This is a genomic window from Agrococcus sp. ProA11 (genome assembly GCF_039880525.1).
In the GTDB taxonomy this organism is placed as follows: Bacteria; Actinomycetota; Actinomycetes; order Actinomycetales; family Microbacteriaceae; genus Agrococcus; species Agrococcus chionoecetis.
In genome coordinates this window covers 631,111-655,645 of the sequence record NZ_CP156989.1, presented here as the reverse complement: position 1 = coordinate 655,645, position 24,535 = coordinate 631,111, and the positions used below count along the sequence as shown (strand labels likewise).

The following is a 24,535-nucleotide window of genomic DNA, read 5'->3' as shown; positions in this document are numbered from 1 at the left end:
CGGCCAACCGCGCGCCTTCGGGACGCTCGACGGGTGGCGGGTTCGAGCTTCCCCGAACCGCGCGACTTCGCGCCGAACCGCGCGACTTGGGGACGCTCGCCGCAGGGGGCGGGGGCGAACTTCCCCGGATCGGGCGGATGGGCGACCGAGCGCGCGGTTTCGGGAAGCTCGACGGGGGGGGGTCAGTAGCGGTAGAGGTCGGGCTTGTAGGGGCCCTCGATCGGGACGCCGATGTAGGCCGCCTGCTCGGGCGTGAGGGTCGTGAGGCGGGCGCCGAGCGCGTCGAGGTGGAGGCGGGCGACCTCCTCGTCGAGCGCTTTCGGCAGGCGTAAGACGCCCAGCTCGTAGTCCTTCGTCGCGAGCTCGATCTGCGCCAGCACCTGGTTGGAGAACGAGTTCGACATCACGAACGATGGATGCCCGGTGGCGTTGCCGAGGTTCATCAGGCGGCCTTCCGAGAGCACCAGGATCGCCCGCCCGGAGGGGAACCGCCACTCGTGCACCTGCGGCTTGATCTCGATGCGTTCCGCGCCCGAGCGCTCGAGCGCCGCCACATCGATCTCGTTGTCGAAGTGGCCGACATTGGCGACGATCGCGAGGTGCTTCATCGCCTGCAGGTGCTCGAGCGTGATGACGTGCTCGTTGCCGGTGGTGGTGACCCAGATGTCGGCGGTCTCGAGCGCATCCTCGACCCGGGCGACCTGGAAGCCGTCCATCGCCGCCTGCAGCGCGCAGATCGGGTCGATCTCGCTCACGATCACGCGCGCGCCCTGCCCGCGCAGCGCCTCGGCGGCACCCTTGCCGACGTCGCCGTAGCCCACCACGAAGGCGATCTTGCCGCCGATCAGCACATCGGTCGCTCGGTTGATGCCGTCGGGCAGGGAATGCCGGATGCCGTAGCGGTTGTCGAACTTCGACTTCGTCACGGAATCGTTGACGTTGATGGCGGGGAACTGCAGGCGTCCGGCAGCGAACAGCTGCTCGAGGCGATGCACGCCCGTGGTCGTCTCCTCGGTCACGCCTCGGAGCCGCTCGGCGATCGTCGTCCAGCGCTGCGGATCCTCCGCGAGCGTGCGGGCGATGAGCGCATCGATGACGCGCAGCTCGTCCGGCGCATCCGCCGGCGTGACGGGCGCCGCGCCCGCCTCCTCCGCATCGCGACCGCGGTGCACGAGCATCGTCGCGTCGCCGCCGTCGTCGAGGATCAGCGTCGCCCCGTCGGCGAAGTCGAAGATGCGATTCGTGCACGCCCAGTACTCCTCGAGCGTCTCGCCCTTCCACGCGAAGACCGGCACACCGGCGGGCGCCTCGGGCGTGCCGCTGCCGACGGCGACCGCCGCGGCCGCCTCGTCCTGCGTCGAGAAGATGTTGCAGCTCGCCCAGCGGACCTCGGCGCCGAGCGCCACCAGGGTCTCGATGAGCACCGCCGTCTGCACGGTCATGTGCAGGCTGCCGGCGATCCGCTGCCCGGCCAACGGCTGCGCATCGGCGTAGCGCCGGCGCAATGCCATGAGTCCGGGCATCTCGTGCTCGGCGAGGCGGATCTGATGCCTGCCAGCGTCGGCGAGCGTCAGGTCGCGCACGGCGAACTCGAGCGTGGGAGTGTGGTCGCCGGTCATCTCAGGAGTATCGCATTCGGGCGGCGCGATAGCATCGTGATCCATGCGCCCTGGTCCCGAGCATGCGTCGCCGACGGCGATCGCTCCTCCGGTTCCGGGGGCGACCGTGGCTCGGCACGCGTGGCCGGATGTGGCGCGCGGGATCACGGTGCTGCTGGTCGTGGCGATGCACATCCTGTTCCTGCACTCCATGCCGCTGCTGCCCGACACGCTCGCCGTGCGCGGGCACCTGCCGCTCACCAGCGCGATGACCCACCTGCGCATGCCGCTGTTCTTCCTCGTGTCGGGCTATCTCTCAGCCGCGATGGTGCAGCGCTCGTGGCGCGCCGGATTCTCGGGCCGCATCGCCCCCCGCTACTACCTCTACGTGGTCTGGCTCACCATCACCGCGCTCGCCCTGCGGACGTTCGCCGTCATCGACCAGGCTCCGTTCGACACCTCCGACTACGTCATCTCCCAGCTGCTCGAGCCGCGCGGAACCCTCTGGTACATCTGGGCGCTCGCGCTCTTCTTCCTGGTGGTCCGGGCGACCAGAGCGATCCCCGCCTGGATGCTCGCGATCCCCGCCGCGATCCTGTTCATCGTGGGCCAGATCGCATTCGACCAGCCGTGGCGCGACATCTCCGCCGGTTTCCTGCCGTTCCTGCTCGGCGCGCGCCTGCCGAAGGAGATCCGCGCCCTCACCGACCGGGTGCCGCTGCGCATCGGCGTGCCGGTGCTCGGCGCTGGCATCGCGCTGGCACTGATCGACTCCTCGCTCCGCTGGCCCCTGCCGGTCGGCTTGGCCGTCGCGGCAGTCGCCGTGCCCGGCGTGCTGATGGTGCTCCCCCACATCGCCCAGTGGCGCATCCTGCGGCCCATCCGTCACGTCGGTCGCAACACCCTGGCGATCTTCGCGATCCACCCGCTGCTGATCGTGCTCGCCAACCGGATCGCTCGCGACCAGCCGATGCTGATGGAGGTGATCGGTGCGCAGCCGGTGCTGGCGCTGCTGTGGCCGCTCGCCCTGCTCGTGGGCATCGTGCTCGTCGCCCTCGCGCTGCAGCGGCTGCTGCGAGCGATCGGGCTTCGGCACCTGTTCGAGATGCCGCGCTGGCGGGCGCTCCGCCGCGCCTTCCGGCTCAGGCGTGCGACGCGGCGGGCCCGACGAGCACAGTGATGCGCGTGCGCGCCGCGTTCAGCTGCGCCACTCGCGCCAGGTGCGCTCGATGCCCTCGCGCAGCGGCACCTGCGACACGGTGCCGAAGCGCTCAGCGAAGCGCGTGGTGTCGAGCACGATGTGGTCGACGAACGATGCCGGCACCTCGCGCTCGTCGACGGGCAGCGCCGCACCGGTCGTCGCTCGCACGAGGTCGATGATCTCCTGCACGCTCCGGCCAGCACCGCTGCCGATGTTGAGCGCGCCAGAGAACGACGGGTCGGCGATCACCGGACGCGCCTGCGCGATCACGTCGTCGACGTGCAGGTAGTCGCGCACCATGGAGCCGTCGCCGAGCCGAGTCACCCGCCCGTCCGTCGCCGCGGCGCGCAGCAGCGCGCTCACGAGCCCGAACTCGGGCAGCGTGCCGTCGGCGCGCAGCCCGTACGGGTTCGCAACGCGCAGCGACGCCGACCGCAGCCCGTGCTCGATCTCGAAGTAGCGCAGGTAGTGCTCGGTCGCGACCTTGCCGATGCCGTAGGGCGAGATCGGCATGAGCGGCGCGTCCTCCGGCACGGCGCCCTGCGCGGAGCCGTACACGGTGCCGCCGGAGGAGATGAACAGCACCCGCCCGACGCCCGTGCGCACCGCCTCACCCAGCATGTCGAGCGTGGGCACGACGTTCGCCTGCAGATCCGCCTGCGGACCTCCGAGGCTGTTCGAGGGCGTCGTCCCCGACAGCGCGTGCACGATCAGGTCATGGCCGTCGACGGCCTGCCGGATCTCGTCACCGACCGAGAAGGTGCCGCGGTGCGCACGCGCTGACGTGGAGCGGTAGCGCGGAGCGGTCGAGAAGCGATCGAAGACGTCGACCTGCCAGCCATCGGCGACGAGCGCGTCGACGAGGTGCGCGCCGAGGAACCCGTTCCCGCCGACGACGAGCGCGCGCGCCATCGCCGAGCTCACGCCTCCCGCGTGAGCGACTCGACGTACTCGTCGAGCATCGCGAACTGATCCCGCGGCGCGAAGCCCGTGGCTTCCAGGCGGCTCAGGTCGAGCGAGCTCTGCAGCGGTCGCGGCGCGATGCCGGTCTTGCCCGCGTAGTACTCCTCGGTGGTGACCGGCGTCACCCGGTCGGCCTCATGCCCGGTGCGCTCGAACACGCGCTTCGCGATGTCGGCCCAGCTCGCCGGCTCGCCGCCGTTGGAGACGTTGTAGGTGCCGTGCGGAGCCCCGACCGCGAGCAGGTGGTCGATCGCGCGGGCGATCTCTGCCGCGAAGGCGAGCCGACCGACCTGATCGCCGACCACGCTCGGTGCGATGCCCCGCTCGGCGAGCGACGCCATCGTGGCGATGAAGTTCTTGCCGTCGCCGACCACCCAGGAGGTGCGCAGCACGTAGTGGTGCGGCACGACCGAGACCGCGAGGTCGCCGGCCGCCTTCGACTGCCCGTAGACGCCGAGCGGGCTGAGCGGCTCCGCCTCATCGTGCTGCTCGCGCGAGCCGTCGAAGACGTAGTCGCTCGAGATGTGGACCAGCGTCAGCCCGTGCTGCGCGGCGAGCGCCGCCAGGCGCGCCGGGCCGGTCGCGTTCACGGCCCAGGCATCGACGCGCCCGGAGTCCGTCTCTGCGGCATCGACGGCGGTGTGCGCGGCCGCGTTCACGACCGTGTGGAACGACGACCAGCGGACGGCGTCGAGCGTCTCCGGGCGGGCGAGATCGACGACGTCTCGGCCCACGAAGTCAACGTCCGCGCGGCTCGACCACTGCTGCCGGAGGGCGCGGCCGACCTGGCCGTTGGCGCCCAGCACGAGGACCCGCCGCGGCGCCATGGGGGTGACGTCGGCCAGCTGCGGGTGCGCGCGATCCTTGTCGGACAGCTCCGCCTGCTCGAGCGGGATCGGCCAGTCGATGGCCGCGGTGGGATCGGCCAGGTTGAGGAACGTGTACTCGCTCTGCGCCTCGGCCGACCAGTGGTCGTTGACGAGGTAGGTGTAGGCGGTGTCGGGCTCGAGCGCCTGGAAGGCGTTGCCGACGCCGCGCGGCACGAACACGGCGATCGACGGGTCGATCTCGATCGTGAAGGTGGCGCCGAAGGAGTCGCCCTCGCGGAGGTCGACCCAGGCGCCGAAGACGCGTCCGGAGGCGACCGAGATGTACTTGTCCCACGGCTCCGCGTGGATGCCGCGCGTGACCCCCGGCTGCGCGTTGAACGAGATGTTGTTCTGCACCGGACCGAAGTCGGGCAGCCCGAGCGCCAGCTGCTTCTCGCGCTGCCAGTTCTCCTTGAACCATCCCCGGTTGTCGCCATGCACCGGCAGGTCGATCACCAGGAAGCCAGGGATCGGCGTCTCGCGAACGCGCAGCTCCTTGCCCGTCTCCAGCTCAGCCATCGGGATCAGTGCCCCGCCTGCGCGTACTTCGCCTCGGCTGCCGCCTTCTGCGGTCGCCACCAGGCCTCGTTCTCGCGGTACCAGTCGATCGTGGCGGCGAGGCCCGCCTCGAAGTCGGTGAAGGACGCCTCCCAGCCGAGCTCGTCGCGCAGCTTCGACGCGTCGATCGCGTAGCGCAGGTCGTGGCCGGCGCGATCGGTCACGTGGTCGAACGCGTCCGGCTCCTGCCCCATGAGCGTCAGGATCGCCTGCACGACCTCGAGGTTGTTCTTCTCACCGTCGGCGCCGATCAGGTAGGTCTCGCCGCTCCTGCCCGCCTCCAGGATCCGCAGCACTGCCGAGGAGTGGTCGTCGGCGTGGATCCAGTCGCGCACGTTCTGACCGGCGCCGTACAGGCGCGGCCGCACGCCGTCGATCACGTTCGTGATCTGGCGCGGGATGAACTTCTCCACGTGCTGCCGCGGCCCGTAGTTGTTCGAGCAGTTGGAGATCGTCGCCTCCAGCCCGAACGAGCGCACCCAGGCACGCACCAGCAGGTCCGATCCCGCCTTCGTCGACGAGTAGGGGCTCGAGGGGTTGTAGGGCGTCTCCGGCGTGAACTTCGCCGGGTCGTCGAGCTCCAGATCCCCGTACACCTCGTCGGTGGAGATGTGGTGGAAGCGCGTGCGGTGGCGACGCGCGGCCTCCAGCAGCGTGAACGTGCCGATCAGGTTCGTGTGCACGAACGGCTCGGGATCCGACAGCGAGTTGTCGTTGTGGGATTCGGCCGCGTAGTGCACCACCGCGTCGGCCTCTGCGACCAGCGCATCCACGACCTCCGGGTCGGCGATGTCGCCCACCACCAGCCGCACGCGATCCTCGGGCAGGCCGGCGAGCGTCGCGCGGTCACCCGCGTACGTCAGCTTGTCCAGCACGACCACGTCGTGCGAGGTGTTCGCGACGACGTAGTGGACGAAGTTCGATCCGATGAAGCCGGCGCCGCCGGTGACGAGGAGCTTGCTCATGGCACCAGCGTACTGGCGCGCGTCTGCCGATCGCGCTCGGCCGCCGGTGCCGCGTCAGTCCTCGAGCGTGGGGACGAACTCCCGCAGCCAGGCGCGCAGGCCGGGGCCCAGGTCCTCACGCTCGATCGCGAGCTGCACGTTCGCCTTGATGTAGTCGAGCCGGTCGCCGGTGTCGTAGCGGCGGCCGCGGAAGACCACGCCGTGCACACCGCCGTCCTCGTCGTCCTCCGCCATGGTCAGGAGCGCATCCGTGAGCTGGATCTCGCCGCTCCTGCCGGGCTGCGTCTGCTCGAGCACGGGGAAGATCTCGGGCTTGAGCACGTACCGACCGACGATCGCGAGGTTCGACGGCGCCGTGCCCGGCTCGGGCTTCTCCACCAGTCCGCGCACCCGCACGACGTCGTCCTCATCCGTCGCCTCCACGGTCGCGACCCCGTACATGTGGGCCTGCTCCGGGTCGACCTCCATGAGCGCCACCACGCACGTGTCGCGCTGGTCGTGCACCTCGAGCATCCGCTCGAGCAGGTGGTCGCGCTCGTCGATGATGTCGTCGCCCAGCAGCACCGCGAACGAGTCGCCGTTGACGTGCGCCTGCGAGCGCAGCACCGCGTGGCCGAGGCCCTTCGGGTCGCCCTGGCGCACGTAGTGCACGTTCGCGAGATCGGTCGACTCGGCGACGCGAGAGAGCTTCGCCGCGTCGCCCTTCGTGTGCAGGATCATCTCCAGCTCGGTCGCCCGATCGAAGTGGTTCTCCAGCGCGTTCTTGTTGCGACCGGTGACGAAGAGCACGTCTCGCAGGCCGGCGCGCACCGCCTCCTCCACCACGTACTGGATGGCCGGCTTGTCCACGACCGGCAGCATCTCCTTCGGGAGCGCCTTGGTCGCGGGCAGGAACCTGGTGCCGAGACCCGCCGCGGGAATCACGACCTTGGTGACGTCATGCTGCATGTGCGCAAGGCTACTTGTGCAGACTCGGCAGTGTCACTAGCGCGGCAACGGCGCAACCTCAGGCTCGGATCAGGGCGAGCACCTCGTCGCGCATCGCGACCATCATCGCCTCCGCCTCCGCCTCGGCGTTGAGCCGCAGCAGCGGCTCGGTGTTCGACGGGCGCACCGAGAACCACCAGCTGCGGTCGGGTGCTGTGACCGTGAGCCCGTCGAGCTCATCGAAGTCGCCTCGACCCGCGAATGCCTCGACGATGCGCGTGTAGGCCGCCGGCACGTCCTCAACCGTGGAGTTGATCTCGCCGGATGCCGCATATGGCGTGTAGCGCGCGGCGAGCGACGACATCGGATCGTCGGCGGTGCCGAGGGTCGCGAGCACGTGCATGGCCGCGAGCATGCCGTTGTCGGCGCCCCAGAAGTCGCGGAAGTAGTAGTGCGCCGAGTGCTCGCCGCCGAAGACCGCGCCCGTCTCGGCCATCTTGTCCTTGATGAGCGAATGGCCGACGCGAGTGCGCACCGGGGTCGCGCCGGCGGCGGTGATCACCTCGGGGACGACACGGCTCGTGATGAGGTTGTGCAGCACGACGACGTCCTGCTCGCCCTCTGCGCGCACGCGGGCGATCTCGCGCTCCGCGACGATAGCCGCGACGGCCGAGGGCGAGACCGCACCGCCGTGCTCGTCGATCACGAAGCAGCGGTCGGCGTCGCCGTCGAACGCGAGCCCGATGTCGGCGCCGTGCTCGACCACGGCGGCCTGCAGGTCGACGAGGTTCTTCGGGTCGAGCGGGTTCGCCTCGTGGTTCGGGAACGTGCCGTCGAGCTCGAAGTACATCGGCACGATCTCGATCGGCAGTGCCGGCAGGCCGGCCGCCTCGCCCAGCACGGCCGGCACCGTCATGCCGGCCATGCCGTTGGCGGCATCCACCACCACCCGGAGGGGCCGGATGCCGCCGAGGTCGACGAGCGAGCGCAGGTGCGCCGCGTAGTCGCGCAGCACGTCGCGGGTCGTGAGCGTGCCGCGCTCGGCGACCTCGCTGAGGCCCGCGTCGAGGTAGCGCTGCGCTCCGTCGCGGATGGCGGCGAGGCCCGTCTCGAGGCTCACGCCGCGTGCCCCGGCTCGCGAGAACTTGATGCCGTTGTAGGCCGCCGGGTTGTGCGAGGCGGTGAACATCATCGCGGGCGCGCCCATGGATCCGGATGCGAAGTACGTGCCGTCGGTGGAGCACAGCCCGATCAGCACCACGTCGGCGCCGCGCGCCCGCGCTCCCTCTGCCGCCGCGGCCGCGAGCGCAGGTGACGAGGTGCGCATGTCATGCCCGATCACGATCGGCGCGTCGGTGCCGACCTCGTCGGCGAAGGCTGCGCCGAGGGCCCGAACGACCGTCTCGGTCAGCTGGCCGTCGACGAGACCGCGCACGTCGTACGTCTTCACGATGTCGGTCAGCGACATGGTTCCTCTTCCATCAGGGCGCGTTCCGCGTCAGCGGCTCGCGTGCCCGGGCTCGTAGCGGACGACCTGCCAGCCCGTGGGGCCGGCGTGGCGGTCGGCGTGGGGTTCGCACAGGTCGTAGCTGCCCTCGATCGCTCCGCGCCTGGTCATGGGCTGCAGCGGACCGACGACGAGCATCTGCGCCTCGTAGTCGACCGTCACGGTGCGGTCGGCGTACCGGCGGCATCCGGGTCGCGAGCACGTCCTATCGTCCATCTGGTCCAGGCTAGCGGCGACGCCGGCTGCGGACGCCGCGACACTAGGATGACGGCATGCCTGCGCGCCAGCACTCCCGCGGATCGCGCCACGGCCGCGAGATCCGCTCGTCGATCGCCGGCCCCGTCCTCCCCTTCCTCTCGTCGCGCGAGACGCGCTTCGAGGACATTGCGGCGGACGCCGCCGACTACGTGATGGCACTGTGGCCCGCGGAGCTCGGAGACGTGCGGTTCCGCTGGGCAGACATGCCGCCGCGCGCACTGGCCGATCGGATCGACGAGGTGCCCGAATGGGCCGTCGACACCGCCCAGCGCACGATCACGCTGTATCGACTGCCGCTGCAGCGCCTGCCGCGCGTGCACATCGACGACCCCTGGCACCGGCAGGTGGCCATCGAGGGCGCGGTGTTCCGCGCCGCAGCCGAGCTCATCGGCCGAGACCCGTGGGAGGTCGCGCCCGACCGCTGGCGCCACCATTGAGCCCGCAGCGCTCACCCTTGAGCCCGTAGCGCTCACCCTTGCGGTGAGCGCGTAGGGCTCAAGGTCGAGGAGCCCGCGGCCGCAGGCCGCAGGCGTCACGAGACCTCACGCGCCCGAGCCCGAACTGACCGCCGCGCTCCGGTCTCGTGACGGCCGCGCCCCTGCGGGCCGCAGCCTCCTCGGCCTACGGGCCCTCACGAGACCCACCGTCAGTGCAAGACCCGCACACCTTCCGCGGAGGGCCCCTGCGGGCTGGCGGTGAAGCCGCCCACGCGGCTTGCGTCGCGGTAGCCGATGCCGATCACGAGGTCCTGCCCGCTCACCTCGAACGAGCCGGCCTCCACCCGCTGCTCGAGGATCCCGTTCGCGGGTAGCTGCACGCTCGTGCCGGCGACCTCGATCTCCTGGTCGGTGTCCGACGTGCTGACGATGTGCACGGTCGCATCCGGTCCGCTCGGCACGGCGATCGACGAGGTGCCGGAGCGCGCCTGGCCGCCCGCGACCCAGTCGAAGTCGAGCCCCGCGCCGGCGACCGCGACCGTCCTGGCGCCGGCGACGACCGGGACATCCGACTCGACCCTGATGGCGTGCGTGCCGACCGGGATCTCCTCCAGCGGGAAGTCGGTGACGCGACCCGCCTCGAGGGAGCCGACGGATTCGATCGTGGAGCCGTCGGATGCCTCGAAGACGACGCGCACGTCGCCGCCCGTGGGAGAGAGCAGGCGCAGCGTCGGCACGGTGTCGTCGTAGCCCTCGCGCGTCTCGAGCCCGGTCGGCTCGGTGACGGCGACCCCTGGCAGCACCGAGGAGGTGAGGGCGGTGACCGGGTCGATGATCTCGAAGCCGCCGCGCTCGAGGCCGCGCGTGGTGATCTGCTGCAGGTGCGCGGCGACCGGGGCTCCGGTGGAGGCGACGCGCACCACGGCGTCCGGCACGCCAGGGGCGATCGCCGCGAGATCGAGCACGATCGATGACCCGCCGGAGACGGCGATGCCGCTCGAGCCGACCGACTCGACCGGCCCGTCCGGCCCGAACACCGTGACGTCGACGCTGGCACTGACCTGGGAGGCGTTGGCGATCGTGAGCACCGTCTGCCGACCGGTGCGCGTGGATCCCCCCACGAGCCACTGATCGAGCCGCGTCTCGGCGCATTCGCTCGCTGCGAAGCCGCGCACGGCCTCCACGTCGAGCGCCAGCGCCTGCGCAGCGGAGAGCGTCGACTCCTCGTTGCGCTGCACGATCGACGCGCCTCCCTGCACCTCGGCGGCGCCGGTCACGCTGACCTCGCTCTGGTCGAGCTCGCCGCCCAGGCTCCCCACCTCGATCGCGGGCTCGCCGATGGTCGCGATAGCCAGCGCATCCGCGCCGTCGGCGGTGCCGACCCGGAGCGCGGGCCCGGCGCACACCCGGGACTGCAGCGGCGACGAGGGCTGCACGACGGTCTCCGGCACCGCGCCCGGCGTGCGGAGATCCTCCGGCAGCGCCTGCGCACCCAGCACGGCGCCGACGCCCAGCGCCGCGACTGCGAGTCCGCCGAGCGCCCGCGCGCTCCAGCGCACCACATCGCGGCGCTCGAAGCGCCTGCCGGCCTCCGCGGCCTCGTTCGCGGCCGCCTCGCGGTCGGTGAGCGTGACGTCGCTGGCGATATCGCCGGTCGGCTCGGCCTCCGCCTCGAGCGCGAGCTCCTCCGGCGCCGGGCGGTGGTGCCGGGTCGCCGACTCCTCGGCCATCGGCGACGGATCGTCGTACTCCTGCGAGTCGTCGAGGGGGTCGAGGTCCCTGCCGCTGTCGGTCACTGCCACTCCCCCGATCCTTCGAGCCTGCGGGTCCGCGTGCGCGCGCCGCGGCGCAGCGACGGGAGCGCAGCGACCACGGCCGCGGCGATCGCGACCAGCTGGGCGATGAGCAGTGCGCCGGCCCATCCCGGCCGCTCCGCGGGCGCAGCAGCGGGCGCGTCCGTGCGCTGCCACAGCAGACCCGCCTCGGTCTGGCCGATCGCCTGCAGGTCGCCGCGCGCGTCGAGCGAGCGCTGCGCCCGATCGTGCACGCCCGCGGCTCCCTCACGCTCCTCCTCGAGCAGCACGAACCGCACGCCTTGCGCGTCCAGCAGCGTCGCGACGTCGACGTCACCCCCGGCAGCCATGTCGACGGCGACCTGCGCCAGCACCGCATCCGCAGCTCCGGGGGCCTGACGCACCAGCTCGGCGGTGGCGACCCGATCCAGGGTCGTGCCGCTGCCGCGCTCGACATCGACCTGCAGCACGTCCTGCGCGAGCGGCAGCAGCACCAGCGTGCCGATCGTGGCATCGCCCTCGGCGGCGGCGTCGACGAAGGCGGGCATGCGACGCTCGGGCGCCGCGACCACGGTCGCCGGTGCGAGGAACGAGGTCGCGATGATCGGCAGCGCGGCGAGCAGCGCGGCGAGCGAGACGACCGCGCCGGGAACGGTGGCGCGACGATCGTCGACTTCGACCGCGACGACGGCAAGGCCCAGCAGTGCCGCGAGCGCGAGCGACGCACCGGATCCCGCCCAGACGGTGACCGGCTGGCCCTCGAACGATGTGAGCGTGAGCCGGCTGGATGCGACCGCGGTGGCGTAGCCGGCGAACAGCAGCACCACCCACGGCCACGCCCGCGAGGGCCGGAGCACCACGCCCGCCAGCGCGGCAAGCGCGAGCGGCGCCAGCAGCCCGAGCGCGAACCAACCCGGGTTGCCCTCGGGAGCGAACTGGGCGATCACGCCGTCGAGCGACGCGAAGGATCCGTCCGGCGACAGGAGCGCCGCCTGCAGCGCGGTCGGCGGGGCCGAGGGCTTCGGCACGCCCGGGTCCGCCAGCGCCGAGAGCGGCATGCCTGCCCGCCACCGCTCCGCCACGATCGGTGAGAGGAGCGCGGCCGTCGGCAGCAGCGAGGCGAGCGGACGCAGTGGCGCACGCCAGCCGATCCCTGCGGCCACCAGCACGAGCAGCAGCATGGCCGGCAGCAGCACCGGGGCGCTCGCGAGCACGATCGCCAACGGCAGGGCCGCGAAGCCGGCGGCGCGCCACGACTCCGACGCGCGCAGGACGCCGACGACGGCGACGGGCAGTGCCAGATGCGCGAGCACGGCGCCGAGCCTGCCCTCCACGATGGCCGCCAGCAGCAGCGGCGAGAGCGCCCACACCGCCGACGCGACCGCCGGCGCCCAGCGCGATGTCGTCATCCGTCGCACCGAGAAGAAGGCCGTGAGCGACGCGATGGCGGGCGCGAGGAAGAGCAGCAGCACGATCGCCGTGGAGGGCTGCCATGGCGTGAGCGAGCCGAGCAGCGCCAGCAGCAGCACGAACGGGTCGGGTGCGCCGACGACGTCGCCGAGCGAGTCGCGCGTGCCGGCGAGCGTGCTCGACCACAGCTCCGGCAGCGAGCTCGACAGCGGCAGCAGCGCGCCACCCACCGCGCTCGACGCGCCGATGAGCTGCGGCGTCAGCACCACGCCGACCACCACCGCGAGCGCGGTGACCCACAGTCCGGCCCCCTCGACGAAGCCGATGCGCTCGTCGACCGCGGTGTGCATCCGCTCGGGGTCGCCGATCGCTCGGCGCTGGGATCGCACCGTGCGCCACGAGGCGCGCAGCGGGTGCAACGACCGCCATCGCGTCGTCCGGGTGGCGGCGATGCGTCGCCGTGCGCGCGCGGTGGCCGGGAGCGCGACCAGGGTCACGAGCGTCGCGTGCCACTCGGCCAGCACGGCCGCGGGTCGCTTCGCGAGCAGGTGCACGAGGGTGCGAACGAGCCCGAGCGGCACCAGCAGCAGCCACTGCAGGATGAGCGCGAGCGGGTTCGCGTAGGCGAGGCGGCGGTGGAGCTGCGCGCGACGCGCGATCGCGACCCGCTGGGCGTCGCTGACGGATCGCGCCGCGAAGTGCTCCGGCCCACCGGCTCGTCGCGCCCTGGCGCGCGGCTCGACGGCCACGCGATGCCCGGCCAGCCGGACGCGCACGCCGAGGTCGAGACCGGCGTCGATCGAGCGCAGCGCCGGGTCGAAGCCGCCGAGCGCCTCGAACACGTCGCGCCGGATGAGCACACCGGTCTCCGCGACGCCCAGGCGGTCGCTGTCGTCGTCGTGCTGGCCCTGGTCGAGCTCCCCCTCGTGCAGCAGCAGGCTGCGGCCGAACGGGGTCATCGTCTGCCCGAACTCGGCGAAGCGGTCCGACGCGTCGGCGCGCATGATCTTCGGCCCCACCATCACCACGCTCGGGTTCGAATCGGTGTGCGCCAGCAGCGCCTGCAGGGCGCGCTCGTGCGGCGTCGCGTCGTGGGCGAGCAGCCAGAGCCAGTCATCGTGCTGCGGGTCGGGCAGCGCGGCGACGCCCCTGCCGATCAGCTCGCCGTACGGCAGCCGCGGTGCCACCACGACGCTGCGGGCGCTGGAGGCCTCGAGCAGCGCGCGCGATTCGTCCTTGGAGCCGCCGTCGACGGCGACGAGCCGCTCGGGAGCCACCGTCTGCGCGTCGATCGCGGCGAGCGTCGCCGGCAGATATGCGGCCCCGCTGCTGGCCGCGAGCACGGCGAAGACCCTCGGATGCACCCGGCAAGGCTAGGCGCGGGACGGCTCGACCGCGGGGTTGTCGTCGGTGTGCCGCGCAATCGGGGGGCGGCTCAGCTGCCGCCGAGACGACCGATCGCTCTGCGCGCGACGCCGGCGAGGCGCTGCGACGGAGAGCGCTCGAGCATCGAGACCCGAGCGTGCAGCTGCTCGATCTCGGCGTGCGCCTGGTCGAGATCGCGCTGCAGGCAGTCGGCATGCGCGCGCGTGCCCTGCAGTTGCGCGCTGAGGCTGTCGCGGTCGACCCGGAGCGCATCCGCGTCGAGCCGAGCGTTCGTCAGCTCGTCGAGCGCCAGTCGCTCGAGCGGCTCCGCGGCCGCAGCCCTGGCACGCTCGGCATGCAGGAACGCATCGTCGAAGGGCTCGTCCGCGCTGTCTTCGAGCGCCGCTGCGAGGCGATCCGGCACCACGCCGGCGAGCTGGGTGAGCGATGCGGCGAGCGACGCGTCGGCCCGGTACTCCGGGCCGTGCAGCTCATCCAGCGCGGGCATGCGCCAGGCGACGAAGGCGGTCAGCAGCCCGGCGCGCATCCTGCGCCAGTCGCGCATGCCGTGATGCCGCGGCGACGGTCGCAGCTCCGGGTTGGCGTCGTAGCCCTCGCCCATGTTGCGGGTCTTGCGCTCGATCTGCTCCATGGATCGCCACGGCAGGTGCAGCACCTCGAGCGCCAGCTCCGCGGGCGGCTCGACCCCGGCAGGCGTCGAGACGCCGTGGTTGCCCTGCACCACCTCCACGTCGGGGTCCCCGATGTGGATGGCGTTGCTCGTCGGATGCGCGATGAGCCCCGCAGCCTGCAGCTGCTCCTCGGTGCGCAGATCGCGGTGCGTGAGGCGGCGGATCCCCGACCCCTGGCGCGCGAAGGGACCCACCAGGTTGACCACCGGCACTTGGAACGACCCGACCGCTGCCGGCAGCTGCTGGAAGACCTCGGCGAGCGACAGGCCGGGATCCACCGGACGCAGGAACTCGTCCGCGTCGCCGTTGATCACCCAGTCGGCGCCGTGCTCGGTGGCGGCGAGCCGTGCCATCCGCGTCACGACCTCGGACTGCTGCTTGCGGTGCACCGGATCGTCGAACACCGTCAGGGGTGCGACCCGCGCGTAGTCCGCGAGGATCTCGCGCGTGCCATCGACGGAGCCGTTGTCGGTCACGAGGATGTGATCCACGCCATGCGCGAGGTGGTGCTCGAGCATGGCAGCGATGATGTCTGCCTCGTCGCGCACCATCAGCGTCAGCACCACGGTCACACGCTCACCCTATGCCAGGGCGCTCGACGGTCAGGCGAGCTTGCGCAGCTTCCGCCGCTCACGCTCCGAGAGGCCGCCCCAGATGCCGAAGCGCTCGTCGTTCTCGAGCGCGTAGTCCAGGCACTGCTGGCGCACCTCGCAGGTGTCGCAGATGCGCTTGGCATCGCGCGTGGAGCCGCCCTTCTCGGGGAAGAACGCCTCGGGATCGGTCTCGGCGCAGAGCGCGTCGGCCTGCCACGCCAGCGGGTGGTCGTCCACCTCGGTGCGGACACCGGGAACGCCGAGCATGATCGGGTCGACGAACCAGTCGCCGGGCACGCCGCGTCGCAGCCCGCCCTCCTCCATGCCTCGCGCTGCTGTCGTGCTGCGCTGCACTCCCTCTCGCATGGCTTCCCCCGGTTCTTGCAAGACCCCGGCCGGGCTCGCGTTGCCCCAATTACACCGGTGTAGTTCGCTCCGCGTCAAGTCGGGGATTCTAAGCGTGTCGCGCGCCGCTGGCCGGGAACTCGGTCACGGCGTGTCGAGGTCGAGCGCGAGCCACGCCTCGGCAGCGTCCACGCGGAACGGCGCGTCGGTGTCGATCCATGCCGCCTCGGATGCGGCGAGGCGTCGCCGGTCGCCATCGACGTCGACGGTCGCGGGGCTCACCGCGAGCAATAGCCCCCGTCCGGCGGCGACGGAGTGCGCGCCGTCGACGCGGCGCAGCTCGAACGGCGCCGGGGGCCGGTACGCGACCGCGCCGTCGAGCGGGCGGGACGGCAGTCGCGGATCTATCTGCGGCGTCGTGTCGACCACGGCCAGCAGCTCTGGCACGTCGACGTGCTTGGGCGTGAGTCCGCCGCGCAGCACGTTGTCGCTCGGGCCCATGAGCTCGATGCCGAGACCCTCCAGGTAGGCGTGCAGGTTGCCGGCCGGGAGGTAGAGCGCCTCCCCGGGGGCGAGGGAGAGGCGGTTGAGCAGCAGCGCCACCAGGATGCCGGGATCGCCGGGGTGCGCGAGCGCGAGGCGGCGGATGGTGTCGGCCTCGCCGGGCAGGGTCGCGGCGATGTCGTCGATCCGGTCCGCGGCCGCCCGCACGGCGGGCGCCACCTCCGGCGCGCCGGAGAGCAGCCATGCCAGCCCCCCGCCGGCCCGCACGCGCTCCGCGACCGGCGCGCATCGCGCGTCGAGGGCCGCCAGCCCGTCGAACACCCGCTCGGCGTCGTCCACCGGCCGGAATCCGCTGAGCGCCTCGAACGGGGTCACCGCCACGATGAGCTCGGGCTTCGCGAACGGATCCCGGTAGTTGCGGTGCGGCGCATCGCGCGCGACACCCGCTGCATCTTCGCGCTCGAACCCCGCGCGTGCGCGCGCCGCGTCCGGATGCACCTGCAGCGAGAGCGGCTCTGCCGCCGCCAGCACCTTGAGCAGCATGCTCGGCTGCCGTCCGCCGGCGGCCTCGATCGCGGCGCCGAGATCCATGCCGGCCTGCTCGCCCGCGGTCACGCGCGACGGGCAGCCAGGATGGGCGCCGAGCCACAGCTCGGCCTCCGGCCCACCGGAGGGCTCGCGGCCCAGGTAGTCGGCGAGCAGCGTGCGGCTGCCCCATGCGTAATCCCGCGGCTGATTGGCGATCGGCACAAACACGTCCCGGTCTCCTTCCCGCGGATTGGCACGAGCGTACCAACGGCCGGGTGGATGCCCCGGTGCCGTCGTACCCTGGCGCCAACGGCCGCCTGACGCAGGCACGCGGCCGCAGCCGCCCATCCACAGAACGAGGAGCCATGACCTTCACGCCGCTGACGAGCGATTTCTACGGGTTCGCGACGGATCTCACCGAGACCGAGCAGGCATCGCTCGCAGAGATCCGCTCGTTCATGGAGGAGCGGGTGCACCCGATCATCGACGATCACTGGCACCGCGACGCGTTCCCGATGGACCTCATCCCCGGCATCGCCGAGCTCGGCGTCATCGGCGCAGGATGGCCCGAGTCGGCGCGCTTCGAGAACTCCGCCGTGTACCGCGGCTGGGTCGCGCTCGAGATGAGCCGCATCGATGCCTCCGTCTCGACTTTCGTGGGCGTGCAGAACGGCCTGGTGGCCGGCTCGATCGGCGTCGCCGGCAGCCCGGAGCAGCGCGCCGAGTGGCTGCCGAAGCTCGCCGACTGCTCGGTGGTCGGCGCGTTCGGCCTGACCGAGCCGCTGTCGGGCTCGGACTCCTCGCAGGGACTGCGCACGGTCGCGCGCCGGGACGGCGATGCGTGGGTGATCGACGGCGCCAAGCGATGGATCGGCAATGCCACGCACGCCGACATCGTCGTCATCTGGGCGAAGGACGCCGCCGACGGCACGGTGAAGGGCTTCATCGTGCCGACCGACTCGCCCGGATTCTCCGCGACGAAGATCGAGCGCAAGATCTCGCTGCGCATGGTGCAGAACGCCGACATTGTGCTCGAGGGCGTGCGGGTGCCGGAATCGATGCGCCTGCAGGGCGCGGCGAGCTTCCGCGACACCGCTCGGGTGCTGCGGCTGACGCGCGCGGAGGTGGCCTGGAGCGCCGTCGGCATCATGATCGGTGCCTACGAGGCGGCAGTGCGGTACGCGACCGAGCGGGTGCAGTTCGGCAAGCCGATCGCCGGGCATCAGCTCGTGCAGGACATGCTCGCGAAGTCACTCGGCCACATCACCGCCTCGATCGCCCTCTGCGTGCAGGTGTCGCGGATGCTGGACGAGGGCCGGCAGGCGGACGCGCACTCCGCCCTCGCGAAATCCTTCACGACCTCGCACATGCGAGAGGTCGTCGGCTGGTGCCGGGAGATCTGCGGCGGCAACGGCATCGTCACCGACTACGACGTCGCTCGCTTCTTCGCCGACGCCGAGGCCATCTACACCTACGAGGGCACCGCCCAGATGAACGCGCTCATCGTCGGCCGCGCCATCACCGGCGAGTCAGCCTTCGTCTGACGCTGGCGACGCGGTCGACCGCCGCTGCGCAGGTGCGGCCGATCCCCCAGCCGGTCACGCTCGTCAGCGCCTCGGCGATGATCGCCCCGGTCATCTTCGAGCTGCCGAGCTCGCGCTCGCGGAACAGGATCGGCACTTCGACCACGGTCGCGCCCGCCTCGAGCGCCCGGCGCGTCATGTCGATCTGGAAGCCGTAGCCCTGGCTGCGGACCCCGTCGAGGTCGATGCGGCGCAGCAGCTCGGCGGTGTAGGCGCGGCAGCCGGCGGTCATGTCCTGGACCGATGAGCCGAGCATGAGCCGCGCGTAGACGTTGCCGAGCCGCGAGATCGCCTGCCGGTGGCGCGGCCAGTCGGCGATGCCGCCGCCCGGCACCCAGCGCGAACCGATCACGAGGTCGGCCCCGGCTTCGAGCTGCGCGAGCATCCGCGGCACGGCGTCGGCCGGATGCGAGCCGTCCGCGTCGAACTCGACCACGGCGTCCGCCCCGCGCTCCAGCGCCAGCCGCATGCCATGCAGGTACGCGCGCCCGAGTCCCTCCTTCTGCGTGCGGTGCAGCACGCTGATCCGAGCGTCGGCGTCGGCCATGGCGTCGGCGAGCTCGCCCGTGCCGTCGGGACTCGCGTCGTCGATCACCAGCACCGAGACATCGGGCGCCGCCTGCAGCAGCTGGTCCATGGTCGTCGGAAGCGCCTGCAGCTCGTTGTAGGTGGGAACGAGGACGATGGCGCGCATGGGGCTCCAAGTGAACGGTCAGCGGGGGCGAGCAATCCTCGCACAGCGAGCCGCAGGCGACTCCGAGGCGGCGAGGCCAGTCGCCACGGCAGGACATGGCACGATGGTGCCGTGCCCGGGCAGAGAAGGAGGACGATCCTCGCAACCTGGATCGTCGCGAACGCGGCCTGCGGCGACGCCGTCCGGAACGTCATCGGCTATCCCGCCTGGGGAGCGATCGTCATCGCGACCTTCGCCTGGGTCGCGGTGGAGCTCGTGCTGCTGCGCGTGCGCCTGACGCGGATGCCCGTGCCCGTCGTCGCCTTCGCCGCGATGGCCCTCGTCTCGGCGCTCTGGGCGATCGCCCCCGGCTGGTCGCTGCTCGGCTCGGTGCTGCTGCTCGGGACGATCGCGAGCGCCGTGCTCATCGCCACGCTCCCCTATCGCCTCATCCTCGACCTCACGCACTGGACGATGCAGGGCCTGCTCATCGCGTCGTTCCTGTTCGAGTCGTTCGTCGCGCTCGTGCTCCGCCGCCCGCTCTTCCCGCTGTGGGCCGACTACCCACCGGACGTCAGCGGCGAGCTGCACTGGTCGAGCGGCGCGCTGTTCGACGGCGGGCGCGTGCAGGGCATCATGGGCAACGCGAATCTGCTCGGGATGGTGGCACTCATCGCGCTCATCATCGCCGGATGCCGCGCCGCGGCCGGACTCGACCGCCGCACCTGGCCGCTGTGGGTCGCGCTGCCGATCCTCGCGCACGCCGCCACCCGCAGCGCGACGGTGCTGTTCGCAACCGCGATGGTCGCGGTGCTGACGCTGCTGGTCGTCTCCTGGGTGCGGTGGCGGGGTGCGACCTTCTACCGGATCTTCGGCATGGCCATCGCCGTCGGGCTCACCTGCATCGGCCTGATCATCGGCAACTGGGCGCACGTGACCGACTTCCTCGGCCGAGACGCCGACATGACGGGCCGCTTCGACATCTGGGGCCGGGTGATCGATCTCGGCCTCACGAGCCCGGTCGTGGGCGTCGGCTACCTCGGATACTGGCTGCCGTGGGTGCCCCCGTTCGACACCCTGGGCGAGATGCACGGCATGGTCTACCTGCAGGCGCACAACGTCTGGCTGGATGTCTTCATGCAGCTCGGCATCGTCGGGGTGCTGCTGTGGGCCGCGCTGCAGTACCGGGCGGTCGCCAATGCGCTCGGCGCCCTCTACCGCGCGCCGGTCGGCGAACGGGCGCTGAACACCATCCCGCTGCTGCTGTGGGTCGCGCTGTTCGTGCAGGGGCTCGCGGAGTCCCGCCCGTGGATCGAGTTCGGCATGATGCTCCTTGTCATCTTCGCCATCGGCCCGCTGCGGAAGCAGATCGCCCCGCGCGCGCCGCGCACGGTCGCGATCACGCAACCGATCTGATCACCGCCGGGCAGCACCTCGGTGCGATCGTTAGGCTGGCCCGGTGACTGCGAACCCAGATCCCTCACGCGACGACGAGCTCATCGAGCTGCGCCAGCAGGTCGATGAGCTGCGGGGAGCGCTGCGGGGCGCCGAGGAGCGCGCTGCTCGCACCGACCCGCTCGATCCCCGCCTGTGGGCGACCAGGGCGCAGCGGCTGGTGCGCTTCGGCGGCCGTGCGGCCCGCGCTGTCGTGCACGGCAGGCGTCGCGCAGCCCCCCTCGCCGAGGGCGACGCCGACGCGCCGTCCTCGTTCGAGCGATGGTCCTCCCGCATGGACGCCTCTCGGTTCGTCGGCTTCCCGGTCGACTGGCGATTCAGCCGAGTCCCGGTCGCAGAGCCGGCCGGCGTCGCGGTCGTGCTGCACTGCCACTTCCCCGAGCTGCTGGACGAGCTGCTCGTCGGCCTGCGCTCGATCGACGAGCCCTTCGACCTCTACGTCACCAACTCGTCCGGCACGAGCATCTCCGCGCAGCAGCTGCGCGCGGCCGGCGCCCAGCACGTCGAGGTGCTCTCGGTCGAGAACCACGGGCGCGACATCTGGCCGCTCGTGCAACTGGTCAACGCGGGCATCCTCGACCCCTACCCGGTGGTGCTCAAGGTGCACACGAAGCAGAGCGCCTGGCGCGAGGCGCACGACACGCTCGACGGCGACGGCGCCGCCTGGCGCAAGTCGCTGGTGGATGCGCTGCTCGGCTCGACCGAGAACGTCGGCGCGATCCTCGCTGCGATGCGCGCCGATCCCGAGATCGCTGTGGTGACCGCCGACGGCAGCATCGCCGGTCCCGAGCACTGGGGCGGTGACCTCGGACTCGTGCGTGGCATCTACCGCAGGCTCGGCATGCCGCTGGATCCGGATGCGCTGCGCTTCCCGGCCGGCTCGATGTACTGGATCCGCGGCTTCGTGCTGCAGGGCCTGCGGGCCTTCCGCTTCGAGCGCGACGATTTCGAGGCCGAGGCGGGCCAGATCGACGGCACGTGCGCGCACGCGATCGAGCGCATGGTCGGTCTGCTCTCCGAGGAGGCGGGCATGCGCGTCCTGACGCGCTCCGACCTGCCGGCCGAGCCGGGCGAGGCCTGCACGGCGCCGCGCGCCAGGCTCGTGCCGTTCTACCTGCCGCAGTTCCACCGCGTCGCCGAGAACGATCGCTGGTGGGGCAAGGGATTCACCGAGTGGTACAACGTGGTCAAGGCGCATCCGCTCTACCCCGGCCACGATGTGCCGCTGCGGCCGACCGAGCTCGGCTTCTACTCGCTCGAGCTCGACACGGTGCGCGAGCAGCAGCTCGAGCTCGCACGCACCCACAGCATCGCGGGCTTCATGTACTACTACTACTGGTTCGCGGGCAGGAAGCTGCTCGAGCGACCGATCGAACGCCTGCTCGAGAGCGATCTCGACCAGCCGATCTGCATCATGTGGGCGAACGAGAACTGGACCCGCCGGTGGGATGGCGGCGACACCGATGTGCTGATCGGCCAGGAGTACGAGTCGGTGCCGGCGGAGCAGTTCATCGAGGATGTCATGCCGCTGCTGCGCGACCCGCGCTACCTGCGCGCCGATGGCGCCGCAGTGCTGGCCGTCTACAAGCTCGCGCAGCTCCCCGATCCGGCGGCGACGGTCGCCCGCTGGCGGGAGCGCTGCCGCGAGGAGGGCGTCGGCGAGCTGCTGCTGCTGCAGGTCGACGTCGGCCCGGCCATGGGCAGCCTGCGCGATGCCGGTGCGATCGGCATCATCGACGGGTCGCTCGACTTCGCGCCGCACAACCTGGACTGGGTCGCGACCGAGATCCCCGCCGACCAGTGGGACGCGCGATTCGAGGGCAGGGCGATGAGCTACCGCGCCATGGTCGACGGCTACCGCCGGCGTCTCGCCGCACTGCCGGAGGACGCCTACCCGGGCGCGATGGTGACGTTCGACAACACCGCGCGCCGCCAGTGGCAGCCGGATCTGTTCACCGGCACCAATCCGTACACCTTCCGTCGGTGGCTCGCGGCGTGCGCCGCGGCGGTCGCGGATCGGGAGCCGGATCGCCGCCTCATCTTCGTCAACGCGTGGAACGAGTGGGCGGAATCCGCGGTGCTCGAGCCGACGGAGCAGTACGGCAGGTCGTTCCTGCAGGCGTGCCGCTCCGCGATGGGTGCGGGATGAGGCTGACGGCGAGCCCGCGCCGGGCGCTCGTCTGGGCGTTTCACGACGTCGACGGCGTCCTCGACGCGGCGAACGAGCACTACCTGCGGGCGCTGCTCGAGCACGTCGAGCGCGCGGTCGTGGTCGTCAACGGCGAGCTCGAGCCCGCCGGGCGCCGACGCGTCGAGGAGCTCGGCGCGACGCTGATCGTGCGCGACAACCACGGCTACGACGTCGAGGCGTTCCAGGCGGGGATCGACGCGCTCGCGCCCGCGCTCGCAGAGCTGGATGAGCTCATCGTCGCGAACTCCTCGGTCTTCGGCCCGCTGCGGCCGCTCCGGGCCATGTTCGACACCATGGCCGAGCAGGACATCGACTTCTGGGGCATCACGCGGCACGGCCCCGCCGACCCGTCCGCTGGGCGCGCGGCGCCGCGCACGGAGCGCGCGCACGTGCAGAGCTACTTCACCGTGTATCGCTCGAGCGTGCTCCGCAGCGAGGCGTTCGCGTCCTACTGGCGCGACCTGCCCGCCATCGAGGGCTACGCCGACGCGGTGCGCCTGCACGAGATGGAGCAGACCGGCTACTTCGAGGATCACGGGTTCACGTGGTCGGTCGCGGTCGACACCAGCGATCTCGAGCACCTCTCGACCAACCCGATCATCGGCCTCGCCGCGCTGCTCGTGCGGGAGCGCGGCTGCCCGGTGTTCAAGCGGCGGATGCTGTACCTGAGCAGCCACGAGCTCACGACCCACTCGGACGGCGCGGCCACCGCGGAGCTGTGGAGCCTGCTCTCGGCGATGCCCGGCGACCTCCGGCGCGAGCTGCTCGCCCACGCGATCCGCACCATGCCCGCACTCCGGCTGCGCCGCACGCTGCAGGATCCGGTGTGGCTCGACCAGGCGGGCGAGCCAGGTCAGGTCGACGCGACGGTGGTCGTGCTCGAGGGACCGATGGCAGCCTCCGCAATCTCGGAGTGGAGTCGATCGATCGGCGCCGAGCGCGTGGCCCTCATCAGCGACGCGACCGACTCGGACGCGGCGCGGGCGGCGGCGGTCGCCGGCGTGCGGGTGCTCGCTCCCGTTGCCGGCCCGGCGATGCTCGCCGCCCTCGAGCTCGCGAGCGAACGCTTCCTGCTGCTCGGCGACGACCCGCGTCCCGGCTGGGCCGAGGATGCCCGGATCGCTCGCTCGCATGCGCGCGCCTCGCTCGGCGATGGCACGATCGCGCTGCAGGCCGCGTGCGCCGCCTTCGACGACGACGACACCCTCGGCGCCATCGTGCCCCCCGCGGCGCTCGGCAGGAGGCTCGTCGGGAGCCTCACGCGCACGCCGTCCAAGCGCGGTCGCGCGGCACTGGAGGCAGCGGCGGGCGGCGGGCAGCCGCAGGCACCCGCTGCCCCTACGCCGGGCGCGTCGCTGTGGGTGCGGCGCGAGCTGCTCGAGCGCCTGGCCGAGGTCGCCGCCGGCATGTCCGCTGCGGACCGCGCGCGCCTGGCGCACCACGAGTGGGCCTCGATCATGCTGCAGGGCCTGGCGGCGCTCGGCCTGCGAGCCCGCACGGGCGTGACGAAGGCTGCGGCCATCACGCACCTGGAGATCGGCGACGCCTTCATCGCCGACGTCGCCCGCGCCGTGGGCGCCGGCGCGCACGACACGCTCGGCGACGTGCTCGCTCGCGCGGGAGGACGCCCGCTGGACGCCACCGTGTTCTTCGACACCGGCGGCGGCTACCGGCATGCCGGTGCGCCGCAGTCCGAGCATCCCAACGGCGGCCCGATGCTCGTGGAGGCAGTGGTGCCTGCGGGTGCGATCGGCATCCGCTTCGACCCTGCAGAGGGCACCGGACTGCTCGTCAGCGGCATCCGCGTCGAGACGCCCGGGTATCGCATCCGGCCCGTGAACGGGTCGCGTGCCGGTTCGCTCGACCTGTTCTCGACGCACGATCCCGCCTACGACATCACGGGGCCCCTGCGCGCCGGCGACGTGCTCAGGATCCGGATCGAGCACGCCGAGCGCATCGACGGGTCCACCGCGGCCCTCGAGCGCATCGAGCGCCGCTTCGGGCCGCTCGGCCCGCTCGGCCGCATGCGCTCGCTCGGCGTGCGGGCGACGCGGAAGGCCGTGCGCCTCGCGCGCTCTCGCATGCGCTAGCCGCGAGGCCCGGCCCGGGCGGATGCCCGC

19 protein-coding genes are annotated in these 24,535 nt (G+C 72.0%); 6 read left to right on the top strand and 13 right to left on the bottom strand.

All coding sequences use genetic code 11. The annotated features are described in order from the left end of the window. Positions 1-182 precede the first annotated feature (182 nt). A complete protein-coding gene (gene ahcY, locus ABG090_RS03100; protein WP_347756307.1) occupies positions 183-1,619 on the bottom strand; it encodes an adenosylhomocysteinase in 1,437 nt (478 codons plus the stop codon). A gap of 106 nt (positions 1,620-1,725) precedes the next feature. On the opposite strand from ahcY, the gene ABG090_RS03095 reads away from it, so the two are divergent. Beyond that, positions 1,726-2,778 carry an acyltransferase family protein gene (locus ABG090_RS03095; protein WP_347756305.1) on the top strand — a complete coding sequence of 351 codons (1,053 nt, stop codon included), beginning with the start codon at positions 1,726-1,728 and terminating at the stop codon, positions 2,776-2,778. An 18-nt stretch (positions 2,779-2,796) separates the two neighbouring features. Here ABG090_RS03095 and ABG090_RS03090 read toward each other — a convergent pair whose 3' ends face one another. The 6 genes from ABG090_RS03090 to ABG090_RS03065 are packed head-to-tail and all read right to left on the bottom strand — an operon-like array spanning position 2,797 to position 8,804. Further along, a complete protein-coding gene (locus ABG090_RS03090) occupies positions 2,797-3,723 on the bottom strand; it encodes an NAD-dependent epimerase/dehydratase family protein (protein ID WP_347756303.1) in 927 nt (308 codons plus the stop codon). Next, positions 3,720-5,150, bottom strand: a complete 1,431-nt coding sequence (locus ABG090_RS03085; protein WP_347756301.1) for a bifunctional dTDP-4-dehydrorhamnose 3,5-epimerase family protein/NAD(P)-dependent oxidoreductase — start codon at positions 5,148-5,150, stop codon at positions 3,720-3,722. The genes ABG090_RS03090 and ABG090_RS03085 overlap by 4 nt, the downstream gene beginning before the upstream one ends. A gap of 5 nt (positions 5,151-5,155) precedes the next feature. After that, positions 5,156-6,154 (bottom strand): dTDP-glucose 4,6-dehydratase, encoded by a 999-nt coding sequence (gene rfbB / locus ABG090_RS03080; protein WP_347756299.1) that lies wholly within the window; start codon positions 6,152-6,154, stop codon positions 5,156-5,158. Positions 6,155-6,208: 54 nt separating this feature from the next. Then, complete coding sequence (galU, locus tag ABG090_RS03075) at positions 6,209-7,102, bottom strand: UTP--glucose-1-phosphate uridylyltransferase GalU (RefSeq protein WP_347756297.1); 894 nt, start codon at positions 7,100-7,102, stop codon at positions 6,209-6,211. Between the two features lie 58 nt (positions 7,103-7,160). Then, positions 7,161-8,549, bottom strand: a complete 1,389-nt coding sequence (locus tag ABG090_RS03070) for a phosphomannomutase/phosphoglucomutase (protein ID WP_347756296.1) — start codon at positions 8,547-8,549, stop codon at positions 7,161-7,163. A gap of 30 nt (positions 8,550-8,579) precedes the next feature. Then, positions 8,580-8,804, bottom strand: a complete 225-nt coding sequence (locus tag ABG090_RS03065) for a DUF3499 family protein (RefSeq protein ID WP_347756294.1) — start codon at positions 8,802-8,804, stop codon at positions 8,580-8,582. A 56-nt stretch (positions 8,805-8,860) separates the two neighbouring features. Between ABG090_RS03065 and ABG090_RS03060 the strand changes: the two genes are divergently transcribed. Beyond that, positions 8,861-9,283, top strand: coding sequence for a hypothetical protein (locus tag ABG090_RS03060; protein WP_347756293.1), 423 nt, complete (start codon positions 8,861-8,863; stop codon positions 9,281-9,283). Positions 9,284-9,492: 209 nt separating this feature from the next. On the opposite strand, the gene ABG090_RS03055 is transcribed toward ABG090_RS03060, so the two are convergent. From ABG090_RS03055 to manA, 5 genes are all read right to left on the bottom strand, one after another. Then, the gene (locus ABG090_RS03055) at positions 9,493-11,085 is read right to left on the bottom strand and encodes a DUF5719 family protein (RefSeq protein ID WP_347756291.1); all 1,593 of its coding nucleotides are present in this window, start codon (positions 11,083-11,085) and stop codon (positions 9,493-9,495) included. Then, positions 11,076-13,850 carry a glycosyltransferase gene (locus tag ABG090_RS03050; RefSeq protein WP_347756290.1) on the bottom strand — a complete coding sequence of 925 codons (2,775 nt, stop codon included), beginning with the start codon at positions 13,848-13,850 and terminating at the stop codon, positions 11,076-11,078. Before ABG090_RS03050 ends, ABG090_RS03055 begins: the two co-directional genes overlap by 10 nt. Positions 13,851-13,921: 71 nt before the next feature. Next, entirely contained in the window at positions 13,922-15,115 is a 1,194-nt protein-coding gene (locus ABG090_RS03045; RefSeq protein ID WP_347756288.1) for a glycosyltransferase family 2 protein, read from the bottom strand. A 30-nt stretch (positions 15,116-15,145) separates the two neighbouring features. Then, positions 15,146-15,460, bottom strand: coding sequence for a WhiB family transcriptional regulator (locus ABG090_RS03040; protein WP_347757462.1), 315 nt, complete (start codon positions 15,458-15,460; stop codon positions 15,146-15,148). Positions 15,461-15,625: 165 nt separating this feature from the next. Next, positions 15,626-16,741, bottom strand: coding sequence for a mannose-6-phosphate isomerase, class I (gene manA, locus ABG090_RS03035; protein ID WP_347756287.1), 1,116 nt, complete (start codon positions 16,739-16,741; stop codon positions 15,626-15,628). A gap of 137 nt (positions 16,742-16,878) precedes the next feature. Between manA and ABG090_RS03030 the strand changes: the two genes are divergently transcribed. After that, positions 16,879-18,057, top strand: coding sequence for an acyl-CoA dehydrogenase family protein (locus ABG090_RS03030; protein WP_347756285.1), 1,179 nt, complete (start codon positions 16,879-16,881; stop codon positions 18,055-18,057). Here ABG090_RS03030 and ABG090_RS03025 read toward each other — a convergent pair. Then, a complete protein-coding gene (locus ABG090_RS03025; RefSeq protein WP_347756283.1) occupies positions 18,032-18,790 on the bottom strand; it encodes a polyprenol monophosphomannose synthase in 759 nt (252 codons plus the stop codon). The two genes, ABG090_RS03030 and ABG090_RS03025, sit on opposite strands and share 26 nt — an antisense overlap. A gap of 111 nt (positions 18,791-18,901) precedes the next feature. Here ABG090_RS03025 and ABG090_RS03020 point away from each other — a divergent pair, with 111 nt between their 5' ends. The 3 genes from ABG090_RS03020 to ABG090_RS03010 are packed head-to-tail and all read left to right on the top strand — an operon-like array spanning position 18,902 to position 24,505. Beyond that, positions 18,902-20,185 carry an O-antigen ligase family protein gene (locus tag ABG090_RS03020; protein ID WP_347756281.1) on the top strand — a complete coding sequence of 428 codons (1,284 nt, stop codon included), beginning with the start codon at positions 18,902-18,904 and terminating at the stop codon, positions 20,183-20,185. Positions 20,186-20,228: 43 nt separating this feature from the next. Further along, positions 20,229-22,373 (top strand): glycoside hydrolase family 99-like domain-containing protein, encoded by a 2,145-nt coding sequence (locus ABG090_RS03015; protein ID WP_347756279.1) that lies wholly within the window; start codon positions 20,229-20,231, stop codon positions 22,371-22,373. Further along, positions 22,370-24,505, top strand: a complete 2,136-nt coding sequence (locus ABG090_RS03010) for a rhamnan synthesis F family protein (protein WP_347756277.1) — start codon at positions 22,370-22,372, stop codon at positions 24,503-24,505. Before ABG090_RS03015 ends, ABG090_RS03010 begins: the two co-directional genes overlap by 4 nt. Positions 24,506-24,535 lie beyond the last annotated feature (30 nt).

Bases quoted from the DNA above. Each gene is read 5' to 3' on its own strand.
- ABG090_RS03070 (WP_347756296.1), bottom strand. From the start codon at position 8,549: ATGTCGCTGACCGACATCGTGAAGACGTACGACGTGCGCGGTCTCGTC.
- galU (WP_347756297.1), bottom strand. From the start codon at position 7,102: ATGCAGCATGACGTCACCAAGGTCGTGATTCCCGCGGCGGGTCTCGGC.
- ABG090_RS03085 (WP_347756301.1), bottom strand. From the start codon at position 5,150: ATGGCTGAGCTGGAGACGGGCAAGGAGCTGCGCGTTCGCGAGACGCCG.
- ABG090_RS03030 (WP_347756285.1), top strand. From the start codon at position 16,879: ATGACCTTCACGCCGCTGACGAGCGATTTCTACGGGTTCGCGACGGAT.
- rfbB (WP_347756299.1), bottom strand. From the start codon at position 6,154: ATGAGCAAGCTCCTCGTCACCGGCGGCGCCGGCTTCATCGGATCGAAC.
- ABG090_RS03065 (WP_347756294.1), bottom strand. From the start codon at position 8,804: ATGGACGATAGGACGTGCTCGCGACCCGGATGCCGCCGGTACGCCGAC.
- ABG090_RS03040 (WP_347757462.1), bottom strand. From the start codon at position 15,460: ATGGAGGAGGGCGGGCTGCGACGCGGCGTGCCCGGCGACTGGTTCGTC.
- ABG090_RS03025 (WP_347756283.1), bottom strand. From the start codon at position 18,790: ATGCGCGCCATCGTCCTCGTTCCCACCTACAACGAGCTGCAGGCGCTT.
- ahcY (WP_347756307.1), bottom strand. From the start codon at position 1,619: ATGACCGGCGACCACACTCCCACGCTCGAGTTCGCCGTGCGCGACCTG.
- ABG090_RS03010 (WP_347756277.1), top strand. From the start codon at position 22,370: ATGAGGCTGACGGCGAGCCCGCGCCGGGCGCTCGTCTGGGCGTTTCAC.
- ABG090_RS03060 (WP_347756293.1), top strand. From the start codon at position 8,861: ATGCCTGCGCGCCAGCACTCCCGCGGATCGCGCCACGGCCGCGAGATC.